The following is a 21925-nucleotide window of genomic DNA, read 5'->3' as shown; positions in this document are numbered from 1 at the left end:
TGGAGTCCACGCGAACCGAAGGGAAGAAGGTCGTGGCGGCGTGCCCCTACATTCGCTCATATATTCAGAAGCACAAGTGGGACGGCGAATTCCGCCCAGCAGCCCCGGCAGATATCATGTACGTGCAAGAGAATCTCTGAGAATCCAGGCTAAGAACCACACACGCCGCTTAGCCGGCAAGCACGGAATTCGTCAGCATGCCGATTCCACTGACCTCGCACGATACTTCTTGCCCGGCGTCAATCTTCACTCCTGGTTCATAGGCTCCGCAAATGATGACGTCGCCAGGAAGCAACGTGAACAAACGTGACGCGTATGCGACGAGTTCGGCAGGGGTGAAGTGTGACTCTGCTAGCGCATGATCGGTGACCACAGCGCCGTCAATCATCAATCGAACTCGCTGCGCGTCGAAATCGAGGCGGGTATCGATCACCGGACCCAAAGGGCACGCCGTGTTGAAACCTTTTGCCTGTGCCTCTGGTGCACCGCCGTTCGCAGCAGACACATTCGTGACGTCGTTGGCAACCGTATAACCGAACACAACGTCGTCTACACGCTCCACAGGAACGTCCTTTGCCATACGTGAAATGACGACGGCGAGTTCAGCTTCCGCTGCTACGTGCGTACTGCTCGCGGGCAAGACGATCGACGAGCCCGGACCTGTAACCGATGTATTAGGTTTAAGGAAAGTGAACAGCCCTTCCAGATCCTGCACGCCTGGATCCACAATCCCACCGAACCCGATCACCTTCGAACGGGGAATCATCGGGGTCACAAGCTTCGCATCTTCTCGGCGGAGCACCTGACCAGTGTATTCATAGCCTGCATACATCGGGTCACCTGCAAGCACATGGTAAGTTTGTGTGTCGTCGTCGATCGTGGCAAAACGAGGACCTTCAGGAAGAGAGAGCCGTGCGATTTTCATGTTCTCATCATTATATCGCCGACTGTTATCTAGCACCGTATGCACCCATCCACATAGCCCCGCATCGCCCAAGACCACAATAGAGACAATGGAGACCGTAATAGAGACAATCGCGACATCAGGGAAGCGATCGTCATTTTTGCGCGTTAGACACCGGTGGTGGAGGTTGCACGACCTTACCACTCGCACTGACCGCGATAGCCACTGCCAGGGTAAGAACCACCGCGACCCTACGCGAACGGAACTAGCGCGATAACCGCGAACTACCGCAGGGATAGGCGAGATATGATGCTGAGGGAAAGACTATACGTGAGGACACAGAAATGAAGAGAAAAGGCAGGGATCGATGGTCGCCTATACACGATGAACGCCGAACCGTCTTGTTTGGATTAATGCTCGCCAACGCACTGATCGCGATGGACTCCACGATTCTCGCAACTGCCGTGCCCTCGATTGTATCGGATCTAGGTGGCTACACGCGCTTCCCGTGGCTTTTTTCTATCTATCTTCTCGCCCAGGCCGTTACCGTGCCCGTGTATGGCAAGCTCGCGGATATGTATGGGCGTAAGCCAATCCTCGTATTCGGCATCGGCGCATTTATGGTGTCATCCCTCATCGCAGGGTTCGCCCCGAACATGCTCGTGCTGATTATTGCCCGCGCCCTTCAAGGGATTGGCGCTGGAGCAATCGGACCGATGGCGATGACGATCCTCGGCGATATCTACACGCTCGAACAGCGAGGCCAAGCCCAAGGCTATATGGCATCCGTGTGGGCGATCTCATCAGTTCTTGGTCCGACACTAGGCGGATTCTTCGCTGAGATCGGCACGTGGCGCTGGATATTCTTCATCAATATCCCCTTGAGCCTGCTCGCCGGAATAATGGTGATGACCAAATACTCCGACTCTCAGAAACATACGACGCACCGCGTTGACTATCTTGGCGGAGCAGCGCTGACCTTTGGTTTGACGGCGCTCATCCTCGCACTCCTTGAAGGAGGCAACGGCTGGGAGTGGATATCATGGCAGACAATCACACTGGTTACACTTGGTGTCATCAGCCTCGCTTCTCTTGCCGTTATTGAGCCACAGTCTCAAGAGCCGATTATCGAGTTTTCCCTCTTGACGAAGCGACTCATTATCGCCACATCAATCACCATGATGGCTATTGGCGGGCTGACGGTGGGTGTCACAAGTTTTGCTCCTACGTATCTCCAAGTAGGTGCAGGAGTTACGCCCATCATCGCTGGTCTCGCAGTCGCTGCTATGACGCTCGGCTGGCCAATTGCCGGAGGCAACTCCGCGAAACTCTACTTAAGAGCCGGTTTTTGGGTGACGATTCGAGCAGGTGCTACCGTAGCACTCATCGGTTCGATCCTCTTGGCTGTAACCGCGCCATGGCCGAGTCCATGGATCATAGCTCCGGTAGTTTTCGTGATTGGAATCGGTCTTGGTTTGTCAACAGCGCCATCAACGATCGTCGCCCAAGACTCTGTGGGTTGGGAACAACGAGGTCAAGTGACGGCGATCAACACCTTCATGCGCTCAGCCGGCAGCGCGATTGGCGTGGCCGTCTTCGGCGCCATTTCCAACACCGTACTCGCCCAGCACGGCGCTAATCTCGCACCTGAGAGCATCGTTCCCGCCACTCAAGCTGTGTTCATCGCAGTCGCCATTGGAACAGTGTTCATGCTAGGCGGAGCACTTCTTCTTCCCCACGATAAACCGCGTGGAATCTCACGTACTGCTGAGCAGGGCTAAAGCAAAGCGGGCACAGCAGCTACATGAGCTCGAGCAAAGCTAGCTAGCACTAGGGCGGCTCGAGCTGAGAGCTAGCACTGTGGCGGGCTCGCGTTAAACTAGTTACACCGAATCTACCCGGCGCGCAGGCGAACTGTCAGAACGCCCACATATCTAGACACCGCCGTCTAGACATCGTCGTCTCCACAGCTCGGCACTGCCGCCAGCACGTACAGAAAGGAGAATTCCTATGGCATTGATCAACATCGCAGAGTTTATCGCCGACGTCCCCACTGATCTCTTCATTAACGGTGAATTCGTCGCTTCTAGTTCAGGTAAGCGTTTCGAGGTAATCAATCCAGCAACAGGCCGCGTGTTGACGACTGTCGCTGACGCCACGCCCGAAGACGGCGCCCGCGCGCTCAACCTTGCAGCGAGCGCGCAAGCCACATGGGCAGCTACAGCTCCACGTGAACGCTCTGCGATTCTGCGCCGCGCCTTTGAACTCGCGAACGGTAAATACCGCTCAACGCTGGCAACCCTGATGACGCTTGAAATGGGCAAACCACTCACGCAGTCAGATGCAGAAGTTACCTATGGAGCTGAATTTCTCAGATGGTTCGCAGATGAAGCTGTGCGGATTCGTGGCGATTATTTCCGCCTCCCCGAAGGTCACCTCCAAGCCGTGGTGGTTCGCCGGCCAGTTGGGCCTTGCCTGCTAATTACGCCTTGGAACTTCCCTCTCGCCATGGCAACACGCAAAGTCGGTCCAGCTTTCGCTGCAGGAAATGTTGCCATCTTGAAACCCTCTGAAGACACCCCACTCACATCGTTACTCTTTGCCAAGATCATGAAAGAGGCAGGGGTGCCAGACGGCGTCTTCGCAGTACTGCCCACATCCAGTTCGCCCGAACTCACAGGCCCGATGATTCAAGATCCCCGCCTACGTAAACTCTCCTTCACAGGCTCTACCCGCGTCGGCAAAGTTCTGCTCCATGAAGCAGCTGATCATGTGTTACGCACATCCATGGAACTCGGTGGCAACGCGCCATTCATCGTGTTTGACGACGCTGACGTCGATCTCGCGGTCGAATGCGCGGTGACAACGAAACTGCGTAATATGGGCGAAGCGTGCAACGCTGCAGATCATTTCTTCGTTCATGATTCCGTCTACGATGAATTCACAACCAAGTTCTCCCAGGCGCTATCGACGCAAGTTATCGGCGATGGTCTCGATGACGGCGTTGACGTTGGACCTCTCGTCTCCAGCAAGCAGCTGGCATCCGTTACCGCGCTTCTCGACGACGCGCAACAGCGCGGAGCGAAAGTTCTCACTGGAGGCACACGACCTGAGCATGACGGGTTCTTCTTGGAACCGACAGTCATTGCTGATGTTCCTATTGATTCCGACATCATCGTGAAAGAGATCTTTGGTCCCGTTGCTCCCGTCGTCCGATTCACGAACGAAAAAGAACTCATTTCAATTATTAATAGTGACTCCGTGGGGCTGGCTGGTTATTTCCATACGAAAGACATGTCGCGCGTGCTGCGCCTCGCCGAACAACTGGAGATTGGAATGCTCGGAGTTAACACCGCAACTATTTCGAATGCGGCGGCACCATTTGGCGGCATGAAACAATCTGGGATGGGGCGCGAAGGCGGGAAAGAAGGAATCGAGGCGTACCTCGAAACCGTATACGTTGGTCTTCCCGTGCCTGATTTTGAACCGTTTTTGTAACCCAGGTCGTTTTGCTAACCCCAGGAAGCTACCCAGGGAACCTGAGGAAGCGACATTTGAACCCAAGATGAGGCAATAGACACATGCTTGTTGTGATAGTCGGTTTGCTTGCGATGACGGTTCTGTGCGTCACCCTTGGCGAGAAACTCGGATTGCCCTATCCGATTCTTATGCTTCTCGGCGCGTTCGCGCTCTCGTTCATACCTGGCGTGAGCGTGCCGCGAATCGACCCCGATCTCATTTTGCCGCTCTTCTTACCACCCCTGCTGTTCGCCACAGCACGCAATACAAGCTGGTCGGTTTTCCGAAAACGGTGGGGACTCCTGCTGTCTTTAGCTGTTGGGCTCACGATCGTTACGGCGTTCGGCGCCGCATTCGTCGCGTGGTGGCTTGTGCCTGGCATGACGTTCCCGCTTGCTCTGCTCATTGGCGCGGCGATCGCCCCTACCGATCCCGTTGCGGTTGAAGCGGTCACTGGTTCGGCTCGAATGCCCCGACAACTGATGTCTTTGCTAGAGGTCGAAGGTTTGTTCAACGACGCCATCGCCATCGTGTTATTTCAAACGGCGCTCAGCGCAGTATTGGCAAACCAAGAACACATTAGCCCGATGATACTCTTGGAGTTCCCGGTGGCAGCAATAATCTCGGTGTTGATAGGGCTAGGCATCGGATTCCTCTATCGCGTCGCCGATCGTATTGTTCGAACCACGGCCGCTCAAGTTGCGATTAGCATCGTGGCTCCGTTCGCCGCATACATGATCGCAGACTACATCAGCGTTTCAGGTGTGATTGCCGTCGTCGTTACAGCTCTAGAGACGAACCGACACGACCGCCCTGAGAATAGCTCCGTGCGAATTGCGCGCACTAATTTTCTGGGAAGTCGCAAACCTTCTCGTCAACGGCATTGCATTCGGTCTGATCGGCCTGCAGATCCGGGAAGTCTTCGCCGCTGAAACCGCAGTGCTGACCTTCGTCCTCCCCACCGCCGCAGTATGCCTTTCGCTGTTCGTCATTCGCTATGGGCTCGTTTCTCGTGCGCACCTACCTCAAGCACGCCTCACACGGACTTGCTGGAGCAGCCATCATCGGCACCGGACACTGGCCAGGTGCCCTCGGATAAGCGGGATTAGGACTAGCTGGTCTGTTAGCCGCAGTGGCTCCGCAAGCGCCTGGCACTTTGTTAAACAATCTAGCTTTCGGACCATATAACCGCCCGTTTGAACGACGAACAGAGTTCGATTGGTTGTCGCGAGATACCAGCAATGTGGATCGTTATCTGTCTGATCCTCTGTGCGGGTTCACTCCAAGTAATGCATTCTTCTCCCATCTCCTCCACGGTCTGCACGCAGTGAATCAGCCTGACGCATTCAACCTCGATCCTGCCGTTGGGCTCTATATCGCTTCAGGTGCAGTTGACCCTGTAGGCGGGGCGAAAGCAGTAGGGCTCGTGAGTCACGCATATCAGGAATCGGGCGTGAGAGACGTCGAAACCCACGTCTGCCCGAACGATCGTCACGAAATCTTCAACGAAACGGATAAAGACGTTGTCTGGCAAGACTTCGCACGCTGGCTCAACCGCATCTGTGAAGCCTAGCAACGCGAACCCGTATCAGGTTGCGGAAATTCGCGTCAGACGAATGCCTGGGCGTAGACCACTCGGGAACCGCTGCCGATCGGGCGAACGCCGGGTGTTGCCATAATGCGCCCCGCTGCTGATTATGAGTAAAGCCCTTAGTCATAATAAAGGCGGTGTTTGCTGCGTGAGATCAGGTCTAGAGTCTTAAATCTGTCGTTACTTCTTACCACCTGACGTAAGCCCCGTGCGGAACTCGACCACGTCGCCGTCGGCCATCACGTAATCTTTGCCCTCCTGGCGGACTTTGCCCAGCTCACGAGCCTTATGAATGTCGCCGATTTCCACCAGTTCATCGTAAGAAATCACGTCGGCCTTAATGAATCCGCGTTCAAAATCGGTGTGTATCACGCCGGCCGCCTGCGGGGCGGTGTCGCCCTGATGAATGGTCCAGGCGCGAGATTCTTTCACCCCGGCAGTCAGGAACGTTTGCAGTCCCAACGTGTCAAAGCCGACGCGCGCCAGTTTGTCCAGGCCAGATTCTTCGATTCCGGCGTCTGCCAGCATCTCGTGGGCATCCTCGGCATCAAGTTCCACCAGCTCCGCTTCAAAAGCCCCGTCCAGGAAAATCGCTTCGGCCGGGGCGACCAGTGCAGCTAGTTCAGCCTGTTTAGCCTTGTCCGCCAAACCGTCGGAGTCCATATTAAAAACGTAAATAAAAGGTTTAGAAGTCATGAGTTGGAAAGTTTTGACGATGCCGCGATCCAGGTTTCCCGATGCGATTTCTTTGGAGAGGACCGTACCAGCGTTGAGGTATTCCTCGCATTTTTCCGCTTCCGCCAGCACTTCTTTCGGGGTTTTCTTGCCGCTTACTTCTTTGCGTAGGCGGGGAATCGTGTTCTCGAGAGTCTGCAGGTCGGCCAGAATCAGCTCGGTAGAAATCGTCTCGATATCAGAGGCGGGGTCAATTTTGCCCTCGACGTGAACCACGTCAGGGTCGGTGAAAGCCCGGGTGACTTGGCAAATCGCGTCGGCTTCGCGGATGTTAGCCAGGAATTTGTTACCCAAGCCTTCGCCCTGAGAAGCGCCCTTGACGATGCCGGCGATGTCTACAAATGACACGGTAGCGGGCACGATCTTTTCCGAGTGGAACATATTTGAAAGGACTTGTAGCCGCGGGTCGGGTAGCGGAACCACGCCGACATTGGGGTCAATAGTGGCGAAAGGATAGTTCGCTGCTAGCACGTTCGCCCGAGTTAGGGCGTTGAAAATAGTGGATTTGCCGACATTGGGGAGTCCCGCGATACCGATAGTTAAAGCCATGCTTCAATCTTAGTGGTTTTCCAATCGCCCTTAAACCGGTTAAACCCGGGCGTTAATCCTATTTAAACGCTTCGGTGTGCCATATATGGCACACCGAAGCGAATTAATAGGTTTTATTGCGGGTTATCCGAGAAATTTAGGGGCTGTTTGTTACCGGGTTTCGGGGTGTTCGCTCGGGGCGCTCGCGAGAGGCGGAAGGGGGGAGGGTCCCCTCGCGGCCCGACAGCTTGTGATCGAAATCGGCGATTAAACAAGGGTACGTGATCATATAGACCACCAACCCCGTTTTAATCACCAAATAGCATCACCCCAAGCCAGAACCCCACCAAACCACGCGTCTGGCTCAAATGAAGCACGGGTGCATCTGCCTAAGGTGCACGCGCGGCTAGCGCAGAGGTTTTGGCAGGGCAAATGAGGTCGTTTCCTGCGTGGTTTGCACCGTTTGCACCTCATCGAACCCGCGTTGCGCCAACCACTCCAACACCTCGGTCACCAGGACTTCCGGTACCGAAGCCCCGGAGGTCACCCCGATGGTCTTGGCTCCTGCAAACCAATCCGGATTAAGCTCGTGAGCGCCTTCGACCCGGTAGGCTGCACCAGCTCCAGACTGCAGAGCGACTTCCCGCAGCCGCACCGAGTTCGAAGAGTTGGCCGAACCGACAACTACGACAACCTCACATTGGGGCGCCATAGCCTTAACCGCACCCTGTCGGTTCTGGGTCGCGAAGCAAATATCGTCCGATGGCGGGCTAATCAAACCGGGAAATCTGCGCTGGAGACGCGCTACGGTGGCCGCCGTCTGATCCACCGACAAAGTCGTTTGGGACAGCCAAATCAGCAAGGCATCGGGGTCGGTGCTGAGCCCAGCCAGGGGATCCGCGGCTGCGGGCGTGTCGTCCTGAACTCCGTTATCGGCAGTATTCCCGAATCCGCCAGCGGCATCGCTCCCGGATTCCTCCTCCGCCGCAGCTAAAGCCGAGGTATCGACCCAATCCGTGTCAATCACGTGAATCTTGTTGGGGGCTACTCCCAGGGTTCCTTCCACTTCCTCGTGACCGGTGTGGCCAATCAAAATAATGTCGTAGCCCTCGTTGGCATAACGCCGCGCCTCCCGATGCACCTTGGAAACCAGCGGACAAGTGGCGTCAATCACTTCCAGGCCGCGCTGCTCGGCTTCGGCATAAACGCTCGGAGCCACCCCGTGAGCTGAGAAAACCACTCGCGAACCCGCGGGCACCTCGGACAATTCATCAACAAAAATCGCCCCGGCGTCAGCCAGGGTGCGCACCACACATTTGTTGTGCACAATCTCTTTGCGCACGTAGATGGGTTGACCGTAAACTTCGAGCGCACGCTGCACCGCCGTGACAGCGCGGTCTACCCCGGCGCAGTAGCCTCGCGGTGAGGCCAGCAAAACTTTCCCCATCCGTCCTCACTTTCGCACTAGGTTCCCCGGTCGGATTTGTTAGTGGCGCACTAGGTGTCCCGCTCAGCAGTCCGGGTGGCACCCCTTCTCGGGCGGGTGTGCAACTGTCTTGAGTTTAGCGGTTTGCGCCCCGGGGCAAAACTCGAAAATTGTCACCTCCGAGGTCTGTGTCATGATGGAGTCATGGAAGTGAGAAAACCAGAACCGGCGCGACTTGCGCGTGAGACGACCCGGGAAAACCCCTGGCCGCTTAGCCGCCTGAGCGAAAATATGCGCAAATACGTCGACCGGGTCGATCCGACCTGGGTGGAAGCGCAAATCATCGAATACAACCAACGCCCCGGTAACCGAATGTCCTTTTTTGTGGCGAAGGACCTGGAAGCCGATATGTCTATGCAGGTCAAGGCGTTTGGTGGGGTGGTGGCTGCGGCCGGCTCGGCGTTGAGCGCCGGAGCGCGAGTGGTTATGCGGGTCAAGCCCGATTTCTACCTGAAAACCGGGTCGCTGTCCCTGATGGCCTCCGAGATTCACCCGGCCGGCCTGGGCGGGTTTCTCGAACAGCTGGAACAGCTGAAACAAAAGCTCGCCGCCGAGGGGATTTTTGCCCGAGAGCACAAGCAGTCTTTGCCGTTCCTCCCGCGACGGGTTGGGCTTATCTGCGGGCATGCCGCTCGGGCACAGGCCGATGTGATTGAAAACGCGACGCGGCGCTGGCCACTGGTACAGTTCGAGATTCGCGAGGTAGCGGTGCAAGGGGAACGCTGCGCGGCGGAAGTCAGTGCGGCCATCGCTGAGCTTGACGCCCTTGAGGGGGTTGACGTGATTGTCGTCACGCGCGGGGGCGGGGCCCTGGAGGACCTGTTGGGATTCTCCGATGAGAGCGTGGTGCGAGCGGCTTTCCTGGCGCGCACTCCCATTGTTTCCGCGGTCGGACACGAGGAGGACACCCCGCTGCTGGATTTTGTAGCGGACTTCCGCGCCTCCACCCCTACCGATGCAGGCAAGCGGATTGTCCCGGACTTAGCCGCTGAAATTGAGGGGTTGAACGGGGCGCGCTCTCGGATGACGGCGCTCATTTCCAACCGTATAGAGCTGGGCCTGCGTGAACTTGACGCGATTCGCTCCCGGCCGGTCATGCAAAATCCGCTGGCGGCTTTAGACGAACGGCGCCGGGACATCAACCACAGCTTGGAAATCCTGCGGTCGCGGGTCGCGGCGGTCCTGGCTAATCAGGCACGTGACCTAGCGGCGGCGCGGGCAACCTTGCGAGCCATCTCGCCCCAGGCCACTTTAGAACGCGGGTATGCAGTGCTGCGCAAACCCGACCAAACCGTAGTAACTGACGCTGGTGCAGTTCAGAAGGGCGACCTCCTGGAGGCCGTGCTGGCGCGCGGCTCCCTGGTCGCCACCGTTTTTGGCACGAATCCAAACACAGATGAAAGGTAAAGAATCATGAGCGCAAAAAATCATAAACCGACCCCGACTGACGCGGCGGGGACGGGCGTGGCAGGCAACGAAGATGTCTTTGAGATGAGCTATGAGGCGGCGCGCGCCGAACTCATCGAAACCGTGCAGGCTCTGGAAAATGCTGGGGCACCCTTGGAGGACACCTTGAAACTGTGGGATCGCGGCGAGGCTCTGGCCTCACGCTGCCAGATTATCCTCGACTCTGCCTCAGCCCAGCTCGCGGAACGGCAAGCACAATGAACCTGTTTCTGCTGTTCATTGTCATTCTGGTGCTGTGGGGCGCCAGGATTCACCGGCAGGGCGACAATTTCGAGGGATACCTAGACCATGACCACACCACCCGCATTAACGGTGTCTTTATCCTGATTGTGTTTTATGCCCACATCCGGTCCTACATGCCCTATAACCCGGCGTGGGACGGGGTGATGCACCACGTTGCCACGGGTCTCGGTCAGCTGATGGTGGCTCTGTTCCTGTTCTATTCCGGGTTCGGAGTGGCATATTCTCTGGCGCACAAGCCCGGCTATGTCCACACTATGCCGCTCAAGCGCGTGGCGGTGACCTGGGTAAACTTCGCTATCGCCCAGGTCTTGTTCATCATCATGAACCTGTCGCTGTCCCGCCCGTTCACCCCGGCACAGACCGCGTGGGCGTTCCTCGGCTGGAAGTCCATCGGCTCTTCCAGCTGGTACATTTTTGCGATTCTGGTGCTCTATGTCCTGACTTGGCTGGCGTTTAGCATTTTCCGGAATCGCCCGTGGCTGGCTTTCATCCTGAACTGTGTTCTGGTGGGAGGCTTTACCGTGTTCATGTGGCATTTCAAAGGAAGCGCCACCTACACCTACAACACGCTGTGCTGTTATCTGTTGGGCATGTGCTACTGCCTGGCTCGCGACCGCTTCGAGCGCGTCTACCGCCGTACCTGGGGTTACGTCTCCGCGCTACTCATCACGGCGGCGCTCTTTGTCCTCACCACTAAACTCGATCACTTGAGCTTCCTGGTGTTTGAGCTCGAAGCCATGCTGTTTTGCCTTTTCGTCGTGCAAATCACGCTAGTCATACACCTGAACAATCCCGTGCTGCACTGGTTTGGTAAACACCTGTTCTGGGTTTATGTGTTGCAGCGTTTGCCGATGCTGGCGCTGCGGGAACTCGGCATGGCTGATGCCGCTCCCTACGTTTACGCCCTGGTGTGCTTCGCGGCGACAGTGGGTCTGGCGTGGGTCATGGCGCGTCTCACCGCCCCGTTTGATGCGAAACTCGCCGCCTGGTCGAAAACCTGGGCGGAATATTGCACCAAACGAGAGAATCGAGAGAAAGAGCTTAGCCCTGGTAAGGGTGCGTGTCCAGCACCTGAACCTTGATTTTCTTGCCGGTCGGCGCAACGTATTCCACTGTGTCGCCAGTCCGGTGACCAGCCAGCGCCACGCCGAGGGGAGCGTCGGGGGAAAACACCTGAATATCCATCCCCTTGGCAGCATCGCGCGAACCCAGCAGGAACGTCATCTTTTTCGGTCCGACTTTTGCCTCCACTACGCTGCCCGGTCCGATAGTGCCATCGGCGGAGGCTTCGCCAACTTCGGCGTACTTGAGGATTTCTTGCAGTTCCAAGATGCGGGTTTCGTTTTGGGATTGTTCGTCACGAGCGGCGTGGTAGCCGCCGTTTTCTTTCAGATCGCCCTCGCGGCGGGCCGCGTCAATCTTCTTGGTGATTTCAGAGCGAATCGGGCCCGTGCGTTCGTCGAGCTCAGCTTGTAGACGGTCAAAAGACGCCTGGGTCATCCAGTTTTTTTTCGCTTCTTCAGCCATAATCGTCTCCTTGAAAGATTAAAAGATTAGCGCCTGCGTCAGGCGAGAAAGCTAGCTTGTTTCAAAAATCAGCCGCAACGCAAGCGTTCATTACTTTACCAGATATTAAAACCAAGTAAAACGCTGGAAAAAGCGAACACAACCCGGCAAAAGACCGCTGCTGCAAGGAAACCTGAACCGCCGGCCTTGTGAATCCCTAACCGAGAATAGCGAAATAAGCCGCAACGCAGTGACACGCCCAGGCCGCGACAGTCCAAGCGTGGAAAAACTCGTGGAACCCAAAAACGTTCGGATCGGGGTTGGGCCATTTTGTGGCATAAATGACTGCCCCGACCGTGTAGGCCAAACCGCCCGCGACCAGCATCCAAAAGGCAGGCAGGGAAGCCGTGTAGAGCTCGGGGAAATACATCAAAGCAACCCAACCCAAAACCACGTAGAGGATCGTGTTGACCCAACGGGGAGCGTGCGGCCAAATCAACGAGGTAGCAATCCCCAAAATCGCCCCCACCCACACTACTGAAAGCAAAATCGTTCTATCGCGCCCTTCCAGCAGACCGAATGAGATAGGCGTGTAGGTGCCGGCGATGAGCAGGAAAATATTGGCGTGATCGAAACGGCGCAAAATCGCGTCCACCGATCTCGGCCACGAACCCATGTGGTACACCGCGCTCATCGCAAACAGCACCAGGGAAGCCAGCATGTAGACGACGCACGCAAATTTAAGGGATTTTGGCGCCAGCACCAGCAACACGATAGAAGCCGCCATAGACAGTGGGGTGGCCACCGTGTGAATCCATCCTCGCAAGGCAGGTTTGCGGCGCATTGCTTTCCAATCCCAACGTTGGAAAGTGTAGGGCCGCCCGGTGCGAGGATTAACCAGACGCGGCATCAGCGTCCGGCCAGATTTCACACCCATAACGTTCCCCCGTTCAGCCTGCCCCACCCGCGCCAGTCAGGACGGGCAAGTTATGTGTTTAAATGTTTTAAACTGATTATGTGAGCAGCTCCGTAAAAAAGTCAAAGCCTGGAATCCTCTACCGGATTTACGCCAGACGTTTGATTCGTGAAATTGACCCGGCAGGGGTGCCGCGACATATTGGCATTATCCTGGACGGAAATCGGCGTTGGGCGAAGGCGGAAGGCGCTCCGGCGACTCGCGGACACCAGCGCGGAGCTCTGAAAATCACCGAAGTGTTGCAGTGGTGCGAGGAATGGCCTGTCAAAGTCGTGACCTTGTGGATGCTTTCGATTGACAACTTGGGTCGGAAAGCCGCGGAGCTCCAGCCCTTGCAAGATGTCATCGGCCATACCGTACAAGGTTTGCAAGCCTCGGGCCGCTACCATTTGCGGGTGTTGGGCGACACGTCCCTGCTGGATCCGGGCCTGGCCGCAATCCTGCGTGCGGCCAACGGAACCGGACCGGAAAATGCGCTGGTGGTCAATATCGCCGTCGCTTATGGGGGACGTCAGGAAATCGTCAACGCTGTGCGGGAATACCTCAACGAAGCGGCTCAGAAGGGGGAAACCCTGGCGGAGGTGACTGACCAAATCCGTCTCGAGGACATCGAAGCACACCTATACACCAAGGGGCAACCGGACCCCGACCTGGTAATTCGCACTTCGGGGGAGCAGCGGCTCAGTGGATTTTTGCTGTGGCAAAGCGCGAATTCCGAGTTCTACTTTTGTGAAACGTATTGGCCGAGCTTCCGTAAGGTCGACTTCCTGCGTGCCCTGCGTGACTACGGAAATCGGGAACGCCGCCTGGGGAAGTGAGTCGCGCCGCCCCCGCCCCGAGAAATTGAAATGTAAGAACCTCGTAAAACCGGCGCTTTAGCACGCTCGAACCCCGTGCTATTGATAAGGTCAAAACATGGCTACCCCTGCGCGCACCTATGTGCTTGATACGTCCGTGTTGTTGTCCGATCCGAAGGCCTTGCTGAAGTTTGCCGAACACCAGGTCATTTTGCCGGTGGTGGTTATCACCGAGTTAGAGAAAAAGCGCCACGATCCGGAGCTGGGATATTTCGCCCGTAAGGCGCTGCACCTGCTCGACGATTTGCGTATCGCCAACGGTCGGCTCGATCAGCCGGTTCCGGTCGGTTCACAAGGGGGGACCGTGCGGGTGGAGCTGAACTCTATCGACGACTCGGTGCTCCCCTCCGGGATGCGCCTGGGCGACAATGATACGAAGATTCTGGCAGTCGCCGCGAATCTGGCGAAAACCGGGGCGGACGTGACGGTCGTGTCTAAAGACCTGCCGATGCGGGTCAAAGCGTCCTCTATCGGCTTGGACGCCGATGTTTACCGGAACCCGCTGTCCAGGGCGGACACCTATCGCGGGGTCATTCGCGGCGAGATGAGTGAACAGGATATGTCCCGGCTTTATCAGGACGGCGCGGTGGACTTCGACACGATTGTGCTGACGAACGACCCGGAGGGCGAGGAAAACGATGTCGCGACTTACAGTAGCGACCCGGCGAGCCTGGTGAACGAGGACGACAACAGCGTCGACTTTGAAGAACCCGAAATCCCCTCGCTGGAGTACCAGCCTATCCATACCGGAATTATCTTGAGTTCCCCGCGAGGCTCCGCCCTGGCCACCATCTGGGGCGACAACAAAGTTCATTTAGTGCGTACGGATCGGGAACTGTTCGGCGTGAAAGGGCGTTCCGCCGAGCAGCGTATCGCGATGGATCACCTGGTCAACCCGGAAATTGGGATTGTCTCCCTAGGGGGACGCGCCGGAACGGGTAAGTCGGCTCTGGCTTTGGCGGCCGGGTTGGACGCGGTGGTGGAACGTCACGAGCACCGCAAGATTGTTGTGTTCCGTCCCATTTACGCGGTCGGGGGGCAGAGCCTGGGTTACCTGCCGGGCAGCGGCGAAGAGAAGATGGATCCGTGGGCGCAAGCTGTGTTCGACACTCTCTCCTCGATTGTGGCTCCCGAGGTTGTTGACGAAGTCGTGGCGCGCGGCCTGTTGGAGGTGCTGCCGCTGACCCACATTCGCGGGCGGTCCTTGCATGACGCGTTCGTGATTGTTGATGAGGCGCAGTCCCTGGAGCGCAACGTGTTGTTGACGGTGCTGTCCCGGATGGGTCAGAACGCCAAAATTGTGCTGACTCACGACGTTTCGCAGCGCGACAACCTGCGGGTGGGACGCTATGACGGTATCGCCGCGGTCATCGAAGATTTGAAAGGTTCGTCCCTGTTCGCCCACACGACCCTGATTCGTTCGGAACGCAGCGCTATCGCGGATTTGGTCACCAGTCTGCTTGATTATTGAGGTGCCGCACCCCAAATCGCACTCCGACGATCGCCGCGCTTTCGTGCGGCGCTCCCCTTTAGTGCGCCAGTTAGGGACAAATTGCGTTGATTTTTGGCGGTTTCGGGTGTTGATGCCGGGGAAATTCGCTCCTGAATGCTAGTTTGATACCCGTGCGTGACGACGAAAACCCGCAAAATCTCCCGTTTTCTCCGGAGGCGCAATCGTTGCTGATGCGTTCAGCCATCGCTGCTGCGCTCGCTTCCAAGCGCTTGGCGGAGGAAAAGGGCGTGTTCCGGCTGACTCCCTCGGAATGGGCTGAACTGGAGGCGTCCTCGCGTCCTTGATTCGCCACCGCCATTCCTTAGCTATGAACCGAGGGGTCAAAAGTTCTGATGATTTGCTAGACTGAATCTACGCGTATAGCGCAATTCCGATTTCCAAAGGACGACGAAAGAACAATGCCTGCGATAGTAGTTTTGGGAGCCCAGTGGGGCGATGAAGGTAAAGGAAAGGCAACTGATCAGCTGGCCAAGGACGTGGATTTTTCGGTCAAATACAATGGTGGTAACAACGCTGGTCACACCGTGGTGGTTCGTGGTGAAAAGTTTGCTCTGCACCTGCTGCCTACCGGCATCCTGTCTCCGCGCGTGACTCCGGTTATCGGCAACGGCACCGTCATCGACCCGAAAGTTTTGTTCCAGGAAATCGATGACTTGGAGAAGCGGGGCGTGCCCTGCGAGAGACTGCTCATCTCCAGCCGCGCCCACGTCATCACACCTTTTGCCATCGCCATTGACCGTTCTTCTGAACAGTACCGTGGCCCCCGCAAAATCGGCACGACCGGGCGAGGGATTGGCCCGACCTATGCCGAAAAGATGTACCGGATTGGAATCCAAGTCCAAGACCTGTTCGACCCCGAGATTTTGGGTGAAAAAGTCACCGCCATGTCCGAAATCCTTAAGAGCATTTCGCAAGGCTGGCCCCATGCTGAACCTATCGACCCCATCGAAGTCACCCAGGAACTGCTGTCCTACACGGAGCGGCTGCGCCCGATGGTGGCGAACACGTCTCTGGTGTTGAACAACGCGCTGGATGAAAAGCGTGTGGTGCTGTTCGAGGGCGGTCAAGCGACCATGCTGGACATCGACCACGGCACCTATCCTTACGTTACTTCGTCGAACTGCACCGCGGGAGGAGCCTGCACCGGTACCGGTATCGGCCCGACTCGCATCGACCGAGTGGTGGGGGTTATGAAAGCCTACACGACCCGCGTGGGCGAAGGGCCCTTCCCGACCGAACTGACCGATGCAACTGGTGAACAATTGCGGAAACTCGGTTCAGAATACGGGGCGACGACGGGGCGTCCGCGCCGTACCGGCTGGTTTGATGCGGTGGTAGTGCGTTACGCCGTGCGCGTCAACGGTCTGACCGACCTGGTGATGACGAAACTGGATGTCATGTCCGAGTTTGACAAGATTCCGGTCTGTGTAGGCTACGAAACCCCGCGCGGACGTACCGACCAGATGCCCGACTATTCGTTGGACTTTGCCGCGTCCCGCCCGATTTACGAAGAAGTTCCCGGCTGGAAAGGCGAGGATATCAGCGGCATTACCGATTTCCGGAAGCTCCCCAAGGCGGCCCAGAACTACGTCGCTTACCTGGAGGAAAAGGTAGGCTGCCGCATCTCCGTCATCGGTACGGGGGCTTCGCGTGAAGACGCGATTGTGCGTTACACCCTCATTTGAAGTTATTTCGTTTTCTTCTACTGTTAAACTGCGCAAAAGCGCGGGTGGGAGGTCTCTCGGTGAGGCGTGCCCGGGGCGGTAGTTAGCCATCGGGAATCTGTAGCACTCCGAGCAACGGGTGTACCGACCTTTTGACCGTGAAAAGTTGCCAAAATTCACCTCGAGGTAGGACTTAACTCCCTGCACAATATTCGAAAATGCGCGATAATTGCCGTGTTAGAGAAACAATCTATGTAGGAGGCCCTTTATGGCTGTTACTGAATCCGATGTCCGCTCTGCAGCTCCCGCCAATGCTCCTGAAGAGGTAGTTAAGTGGGTTGCTGAGGTCGCAGCAATGACGACTCCGGAAGCTGTGGAGTTCTGTGATGGTTCCCAAGAGGAATGGGATCGCTTGTCACAACTACTGGTTGATGCCGGAATCTTTACCCGTTTGAACCCTGAGAAGCGCCCGAACTCGTTCTTGGCGCGTTCGTTGCCGTCTGATGTGGCGCGTGTGGAATCCCGCACGTTTATTTGCTGCGAAAAGGAAGAGGACGCTGGTCCGACCAACCACTGGGCTGATCCCAAGGAAATGAAGGAAACCCTGATTGGGGAAAATGGCGTGTTCCAGGGCGCGATGAAGGGTCGCACCATGTACGTGGTGCCGTTCTCGATGGGTCCACTGGGCGGCCCGATCTCCCAGCTGGGCATCGAGCTGACCGACTCCGCTTACGTGGTGTTGAACATGCGCATCATGACGCGCATGGGCGCCAAGGCGATGGACCTGATTAACTCGGGCAAGCCGTGGGTTCCGGCGGTTCACTCCGTGGGCGCTCCGCTCGAACCGGGTCAGGCTGACACGAACTGGCCGTGCAACGAAACCAAGTACATCACCCACTTCCCCGAGACCAACGAGATTTGGTCCTACGGTTCGGGTTACGGCGGCAACGCCCTGCTGGGCAAGAAGTGCTTCGCACTGCGTATCGCCTCCACCATGGCGCGCCGCGACGGCTGGATGGCCGAACACATGCTGATTTTGCGTCTGACGGACGAAAAGACCGGCAAGCGCTACCACGTGACGGCAGCTTTCCCGTCAGCCTGCGGCAAGACGAACCTCGCCATGCTCCAGCCCACCATCGAGGGCTACAAGGTCGAAACCATCGGCGACGATATCGCCTGGATGCGTCCCGGCCCGGACGGCACCTTGCGCGCCATCAACCCGGAGGCGGGCTTCTTTGGTGTGGCTCCCGGCACGTCTTATGACACCAACCCGATGGCCATGGAGTCCATGAAGGAAAACACCATCTTTACCAACGTCGCTCTGACCGATGACGGCGACGTGTGGTGGGAAGGCATTGACGGCCCGACACCGAGCCACCTCATTGACTGGCACGGCAAGGACTGGACGCCTGAATCCGGCGAAAAGGCTGCCCACCCGAACAGCCGTTTCACCGCTCCGGCCGCACAGTGCCCGATCATCTGCCCCGACTGGGAAGCTCCCGAGGGCGTGCCGATTGACGCCGTGCTGTTCGGTGGCCGCCGCGCCTCGAACGTGCCGCTGGTGACCGAGCAAAAGAACCCGGCTCACGGCGTGTTCATCGGTGCGAACGTGTCCTCCGAACAGACCGCTGCCGCAGAAGGCGCGGTTGGTTCGCTGCGTCACGACCCGTTCGCGATGCTGCCGTTCTGCGGCTACAACATGGCGGACTACTGGGGTCACTGGCTGGAAATGCAAGAGAAGCTGGGCGACAAGTTCCCGCGCGTCTACCACGTCAACTGGTTCCGCAAGACGCCTGACGGCAAGTTCATGTGGCCCGGCTACGGCGACAACTCCCGCGTGCTCGACTGGGTGGTCAAGCGCGTGTCCGGTCAGGTTGACGCCATTGAGGGTCCGACCGGGTTCTACCCCAAGTTTGAGGACTTCAACCTGGAGGGCCTGGACATCGACAAGGCCGCCTGGGATGCCCTGTTTGAGATTAACCCCGAGGCTTGGCTGGCTGAGACTGAAGATACCGAAAAGTACTTCGCCCAGTTCGGCGACAAGCTCCCGGCTCAGATTCGGGCAGAGCTGGAAGGCTTGCGTGAGCGCCTCAAGGCCGCTAAGTAGTTAGTGTCTTGCCACACTGACCCATTAATATTTTGGCGGGGCGTAACCCCTAGGGGACCGCCCCCCCTTGTATAAATAGTGTTGGTTTTAACAAATAAAAAAGATAAGCGATTTCGCTCTTCGCGTCGTCTGACGGTTCAATGCTCACTACGGCGTTATTGGCTTCGTCAATCGAGAGTGTGACATTTTCCGAAGTCACGCCCTCCGAGCAAACCATATCCGCAATAGATGCCGTTTGGTCACCAACAGTAAAAGATGCGTTAAGGGTTCCTTGCCCGATGCAAAAAACTTGGAACCGGTAGGATCCTTTCTCCCACTTGGACTTATCTTCATCCCTGATGTTCATGATGGTCTTATGTTTCTCAGCGTTGAGTTGATAGCTCGGTTGCGGGCCAGACGCAGTTTTAAGCGAGCCATCGTAGATATTAGCATTTACCGCGTCGGTAATAGCTTTCACTTGCGGCGCCGACAAGATATGTCCTGTGCTTTCAGGACTACTCACAGGACTACTCACAGGTGTATCACTGGCAACATTTTCAGTTGCCGGTGAACAAGCAGCAACTCCCAGCAGAGCCAAAGCCAGTGCGGTGCCTGCACAGCTTCTGTGAAGTGTTCGGTATGCTTCGTTCATTGCGTACATCCTTTCCAAAGTCGAAAAAGTATGCCATTGCCCCCATTGAAGCAATAAAAATATAGTAATTTCGCGAGGATTCAACAGTCAAGACATTGCAAAGAAATGTTAACTGAAATTTAGTACACCGTGAGTTTGGCGTTGCCGTCCGACCAAGAAACGACCACGTCATAGCCGGACAGTTTGAAAATCTTGGAACGAACCACCAAACGGAACTGCAAGCCTTGATCGGCTAAAGTGACCCGGCTGATGGACAGACGGTTGGTGTCGGTGTCCTCAAAATGCCCGTCATCGAATATCCGCTGCCAGATTCCGGCGCGTTTCACCTGCCACTCATAGGTCGTGTCGAACAGGGAGCCGTCAGGGTCCATAATAGGTGCTGCCTCAAACGAGACGCGCGACCCCACCGGGACTGTTGCGCTGGACGGCATATTCTTTAGACCCTGAACCGCCACCCGCACCGGTTCAGAAGTGGCGGTACCTTCAGAAGAAATCGCTATCAGGCGGTATTCGGTGTTCTTCGACCGGTCCCAGGACCAGATTCCATCGGGGGTGTAAGTTTCCTGGTTCGCTCCGGGGATGTCCCTCCAGGTTCCGGCATGATCGCGTTCCTGCCACTGATATTTCGGCACCGGCCAAGCCGAAACTTGCATTCGGATGGGGTTGACGAGCTTGTATCCCACCCCGGTCAGGGGCTGTTCCATCAGCCGAATTTGAGGGGCGGTTTTCTCCAGTGGGGTAAGCGGGTCGAACAGCGCCACCTGATATTCGTAGGTGCTCTTCGGGGCGTGCTTAACCCCTTCAATCTTGACTGTGTACACCAGGTTTTCCTGACCGACTGGCAGTCTCTCGATCGTAGGAAACTTCATCAACAGGGTGGAATAATCCGCGATAGCACGAGGGGTGAAGGTAATCCCCCGCTCGCCGGGGTGAATGGTGTTGAGTGGAACCGGGTGACCGTTAGGGTCGATAATCGTTGCTTTTGCAGTAGACAAATCCGCATTGAGTACCGAAAAACTCCAACGTTCCACATCCATCCCCGATTGTGTCTCTCCCACCGAAGTCAACAGTTGTTTGGGGAAAAAGCCAGCGGAGGGCCAACTCATCCATTCGGGTGAGGGTGCTTGGGGATTATGCATGGCTTCAGCAGCCAGTCCTGGATAAGCCTCGCCGGTTCGCACCGAGATAGCGGTATAGCCAGCCGCTGCCCCGACGGAAGTCAGGGACAATTGCGGATCCATCATAAACAGGCGGTGTCCGAGCTGGTCATTAGTCGGATACTTGCGGTCGGAATAATCCATGTAATACCACAGGGCAGTTTCCGCCGAAGTTTGTGAGACAGATTGTGCCAGGTTGGAATGCCTCGCCCCGCGCACCGCATCATCGGTAGCACAAGCAAACCCCTCTACCGCTGGATAGTGCGACAGTTTACCGTTGCGAGCGCTGACCATTGCGGCGGCTTGGGTATAAGGGGCGATAGCTCCTGAAGTGTCCAAGGCGACAGCGTTTAAGCCGTTTAGCCCGCGCATAAAATTCCAGGCCTCCATAATGGGAAGAATCCCGTCCGTTACGGCTTGACCGGGAGTGCAGGTTTCTGCATCGACTCCCACGCTCATCGCGGGACGAACCATGTTCTTTTCGTAACGTGCCAGGTAGGCTTGGCGGACTTCAGATTTAGAAGTTGTGTCGATGATGTTGTTATCGGGGGCGGCTGGCTGGGTGAGTTCGGCGGAATGAACCTTGTTGTGTGTGCTCGCCATATTGAGTTCAGCGGCGTTATTGGCAGAGGGGGCTTCCGTTAGGCATGCCACGAAAATGCAGACTATCGAGATGACTGCCAGTACTGGCGTCAGTTTAGTGTCTAACGCACGGCGCATCGTTCAGCCCTCCCCTCGCAAAACGGCAACGCCCCGGCCTCCTTCCAATCCGACAAAGACCAGGTGATTTGGGCGCACTTTCCCTCTTTAATCGTATCGACCTTCATGAGTCGTGAATGAGAATTATATATCGCGACTTCTTGCAGGCGAGACCAGCGAAAGGGAGTTGGGTCCGCTTTTCCTCCGGCACGGGGTCTACCCTTGGTCTTTGCGCTGAGTGGGAGTGCAAAAGGTCGGATGTGCGTGGTGCCGGTGAGGCTTGTGTGATATAAATCACAAGCAGAAAGGGCGATTAGACCTGACAATTTCGATGGTGACAAA

Annotated in this window: 19 protein-coding genes; 12 read left to right on the top strand and 7 right to left on the bottom strand. The window is 56.7% G+C overall.

Features of this window, described 5'->3' with window-relative positions; translation table 11 throughout:
* Nucleotides 1–169: 169 nt before the first annotated feature.
* The gene (locus SPI05_RS06860; RefSeq protein WP_321077314.1) at nt 170–925 is read right to left on the bottom strand and encodes a fumarylacetoacetate hydrolase family protein; all 756 of its coding nucleotides are present in this window, start codon (nt 923–925) and stop codon (nt 170–172) included.
* Nucleotides 926–1248: 323 nt separating this feature from the next.
* Between SPI05_RS06860 and SPI05_RS06855 the strand changes: the two genes are divergently transcribed.
* The 4 genes from SPI05_RS06855 (at nt 1249) to SPI05_RS06840 (ending at nt 5996) form a co-directional block, all read left to right on the top strand.
* Entirely contained in the window at nt 1249–2685 is a 1437-nt protein-coding gene (locus SPI05_RS06855) for an MDR family MFS transporter (protein ID WP_321077312.1), read from the top strand.
* A 229-nt stretch (nt 2686–2914) separates the two neighbouring features.
* On the top strand, nt 2915–4402 hold the full coding sequence (locus tag SPI05_RS06850; RefSeq protein WP_321077311.1) for an NAD-dependent succinate-semialdehyde dehydrogenase: 1488 nt from the start codon (nt 2915–2917) through the stop codon (nt 4400–4402).
* An 83-nt stretch (nt 4403–4485) separates the two neighbouring features.
* Nucleotides 4486–5355: a cation:proton antiporter gene (locus SPI05_RS06845; protein ID WP_321077310.1), complete on the top strand. Its 870-nt coding sequence runs from the start codon at nt 4486–4488 to the stop codon at nt 5353–5355.
* A gap of 200 nt (nt 5356–5555) precedes the next feature.
* The gene (locus SPI05_RS06840) at nt 5556–5996 is read left to right on the top strand and encodes a serine aminopeptidase domain-containing protein (RefSeq protein WP_321077308.1); all 441 of its coding nucleotides are present in this window, start codon (nt 5556–5558) and stop codon (nt 5994–5996) included.
* Nucleotides 5997–6194: 198 nt separating this feature from the next.
* On the opposite strand, the gene ychF is transcribed toward SPI05_RS06840, so the two are convergent.
* Both ychF and ispH read right to left on the bottom strand, forming a co-directional pair.
* A complete protein-coding gene (ychF, locus tag SPI05_RS06835) occupies nt 6195–7298 on the bottom strand; it encodes a redox-regulated ATPase YchF (RefSeq protein ID WP_321077305.1) in 1104 nt (367 codons plus the stop codon).
* Nucleotides 7299–7683: 385 nt separating this feature from the next.
* On the bottom strand, nt 7684–8724 hold the full coding sequence (gene ispH / locus SPI05_RS06830) for a 4-hydroxy-3-methylbut-2-enyl diphosphate reductase (RefSeq protein ID WP_321077303.1): 1041 nt from the start codon (nt 8722–8724) through the stop codon (nt 7684–7686).
* Between the two features lie 183 nt (nt 8725–8907).
* On the opposite strand from ispH, the gene xseA reads away from it, so the two are divergent.
* From xseA to SPI05_RS06815, 3 genes are read left to right on the top strand one after another with little or no spacing between them, the layout of a single operon-like run.
* A complete protein-coding gene (xseA, locus tag SPI05_RS06825; RefSeq protein WP_321077301.1) occupies nt 8908–10170 on the top strand; it encodes an exodeoxyribonuclease VII large subunit in 1263 nt (420 codons plus the stop codon).
* Nucleotides 10171–10176: 6 nt separating this feature from the next.
* Complete coding sequence (locus tag SPI05_RS06820) at nt 10177–10431, top strand: exodeoxyribonuclease VII small subunit (protein WP_321077299.1); 255 nt, start codon at nt 10177–10179, stop codon at nt 10429–10431.
* Nucleotides 10428–11555 carry an acyltransferase gene (locus SPI05_RS06815; protein ID WP_321077297.1) on the top strand — a complete coding sequence of 376 codons (1128 nt, stop codon included), beginning with the start codon at nt 10428–10430 and terminating at the stop codon, nt 11553–11555. Before SPI05_RS06820 ends, SPI05_RS06815 begins: the two co-directional genes overlap by 4 nt.
* On the opposite strand, the gene greA is transcribed toward SPI05_RS06815, so the two are convergent.
* A complete protein-coding gene (greA, locus tag SPI05_RS06810; RefSeq protein ID WP_295027839.1) occupies nt 11515–12000 on the bottom strand; it encodes a transcription elongation factor GreA in 486 nt (161 codons plus the stop codon). The genes SPI05_RS06815 and greA overlap by 41 nt on opposite strands.
* Nucleotides 12001–12196: 196 nt before the next feature.
* Nucleotides 12197–12889: a PAQR family membrane homeostasis protein TrhA gene (gene trhA, locus SPI05_RS06805; protein ID WP_321077318.1), complete on the bottom strand. Its 693-nt coding sequence runs from the start codon at nt 12887–12889 to the stop codon at nt 12197–12199.
* Nucleotides 12890–12996: 107 nt separating this feature from the next.
* Here trhA and uppS point away from each other — a divergent pair, with 107 nt between their 5' ends.
* From uppS to SPI05_RS06780, 5 genes are all read left to right on the top strand, one after another.
* Nucleotides 12997–13773 carry a polyprenyl diphosphate synthase gene (uppS, locus tag SPI05_RS06800; protein ID WP_321077294.1) on the top strand — a complete coding sequence of 259 codons (777 nt, stop codon included), beginning with the start codon at nt 12997–12999 and terminating at the stop codon, nt 13771–13773.
* Nucleotides 13774–13870: 97 nt separating this feature from the next.
* Nucleotides 13871–15283, top strand: coding sequence for a PhoH family protein (locus tag SPI05_RS06795; protein ID WP_321077292.1), 1413 nt, complete (start codon nt 13871–13873; stop codon nt 15281–15283).
* Between the two features lie 152 nt (nt 15284–15435).
* Nucleotides 15436–15609, top strand: coding sequence for a cutinase (locus tag SPI05_RS06790; RefSeq protein ID WP_321077290.1), 174 nt, complete (start codon nt 15436–15438; stop codon nt 15607–15609).
* Nucleotides 15610–15723: 114 nt separating this feature from the next.
* On the top strand, nt 15724–17010 hold the full coding sequence (locus tag SPI05_RS06785) for an adenylosuccinate synthase (protein WP_321077288.1): 1287 nt from the start codon (nt 15724–15726) through the stop codon (nt 17008–17010).
* 247 nt (nt 17011–17257) lie between these two features.
* The gene (locus SPI05_RS06780) at nt 17258–19096 is read left to right on the top strand and encodes a phosphoenolpyruvate carboxykinase (GTP) (RefSeq protein WP_321077286.1); all 1839 of its coding nucleotides are present in this window, start codon (nt 17258–17260) and stop codon (nt 19094–19096) included.
* Nucleotides 19097–19145: 49 nt separating this feature from the next.
* Here the strand turns inward: SPI05_RS06780 and SPI05_RS06775 are convergent, their stop codons facing one another.
* Nucleotides 19146–19727 (bottom strand): hypothetical protein, encoded by a 582-nt coding sequence (locus SPI05_RS06775; protein ID WP_321077284.1) that lies wholly within the window; start codon nt 19725–19727, stop codon nt 19146–19148.
* A 119-nt stretch (nt 19728–19846) separates the two neighbouring features.
* Nucleotides 19847–21604: a CAP domain-containing protein gene (locus SPI05_RS06770; protein WP_321077283.1), complete on the bottom strand. Its 1758-nt coding sequence runs from the start codon at nt 21602–21604 to the stop codon at nt 19847–19849.
* Between the last annotated feature and the right edge of the window lie 321 nt (nt 21605–21925).

It is taken from the genome of Mobiluncus sp. (assembly GCF_034180645.1).
Lineage (GTDB): Bacteria > Actinomycetota > Actinomycetes > Actinomycetales > Actinomycetaceae > Mobiluncus.
The sequence above is the reverse complement of the archived record's forward strand: the minus strand, read 5'-3'. Positions and strand labels throughout refer to the sequence as shown.

Coding starts and splice junctions, on each gene's coding strand:
- SPI05_RS06860 (WP_321077314.1), bottom strand. CDS start 925: ATGAAAATCGCACGGCTCTCTCTTCCTGAAGGTCCTCGTTTTGCCACG.
- SPI05_RS06855 (WP_321077312.1), top strand. CDS start 1,249: ATGAAGAGAAAAGGCAGGGATCGATGGTCGCCTATACACGATGAACGC.
- SPI05_RS06850 (WP_321077311.1), top strand. CDS start 2,915: ATGGCATTGATCAACATCGCAGAGTTTATCGCCGACGTCCCCACTGAT.
- SPI05_RS06845 (WP_321077310.1), top strand. CDS start 4,486: ATGCTTGTTGTGATAGTCGGTTTGCTTGCGATGACGGTTCTGTGCGTC.
- ychF (WP_321077305.1), bottom strand. CDS start 7,298: ATGGCTTTAACTATCGGTATCGCGGGACTCCCCAATGTCGGCAAATCC.
- ispH (WP_321077303.1), bottom strand. CDS start 8,724: ATGGGGAAAGTTTTGCTGGCCTCACCGCGAGGCTACTGCGCCGGGGTA.
- xseA (WP_321077301.1), top strand. CDS start 8,908: ATGGAAGTGAGAAAACCAGAACCGGCGCGACTTGCGCGTGAGACGACC.
- SPI05_RS06820 (WP_321077299.1), top strand. CDS start 10,177: ATGAGCGCAAAAAATCATAAACCGACCCCGACTGACGCGGCGGGGACG.
- SPI05_RS06815 (WP_321077297.1), top strand. CDS start 10,428: ATGAACCTGTTTCTGCTGTTCATTGTCATTCTGGTGCTGTGGGGCGCC.
- greA (WP_295027839.1), bottom strand. CDS start 12,000: ATGGCTGAAGAAGCGAAAAAAAACTGGATGACCCAGGCGTCTTTTGAC.
- trhA (WP_321077318.1), bottom strand. CDS start 12,889: ATGCCGCGTCTGGTTAATCCTCGCACCGGGCGGCCCTACACTTTCCAA.
- SPI05_RS06795 (WP_321077292.1), top strand. CDS start 13,871: ATGGCTACCCCTGCGCGCACCTATGTGCTTGATACGTCCGTGTTGTTG.
- SPI05_RS06785 (WP_321077288.1), top strand. CDS start 15,724: ATGCCTGCGATAGTAGTTTTGGGAGCCCAGTGGGGCGATGAAGGTAAA.
- SPI05_RS06780 (WP_321077286.1), top strand. CDS start 17,258: ATGGCTGTTACTGAATCCGATGTCCGCTCTGCAGCTCCCGCCAATGCT.
- SPI05_RS06775 (WP_321077284.1), bottom strand. CDS start 19,727: ATGAACGAAGCATACCGAACACTTCACAGAAGCTGTGCAGGCACCGCA.
- SPI05_RS06770 (WP_321077283.1), bottom strand. CDS start 21,604: ATGCGCCGTGCGTTAGACACTAAACTGACGCCAGTACTGGCAGTCATC.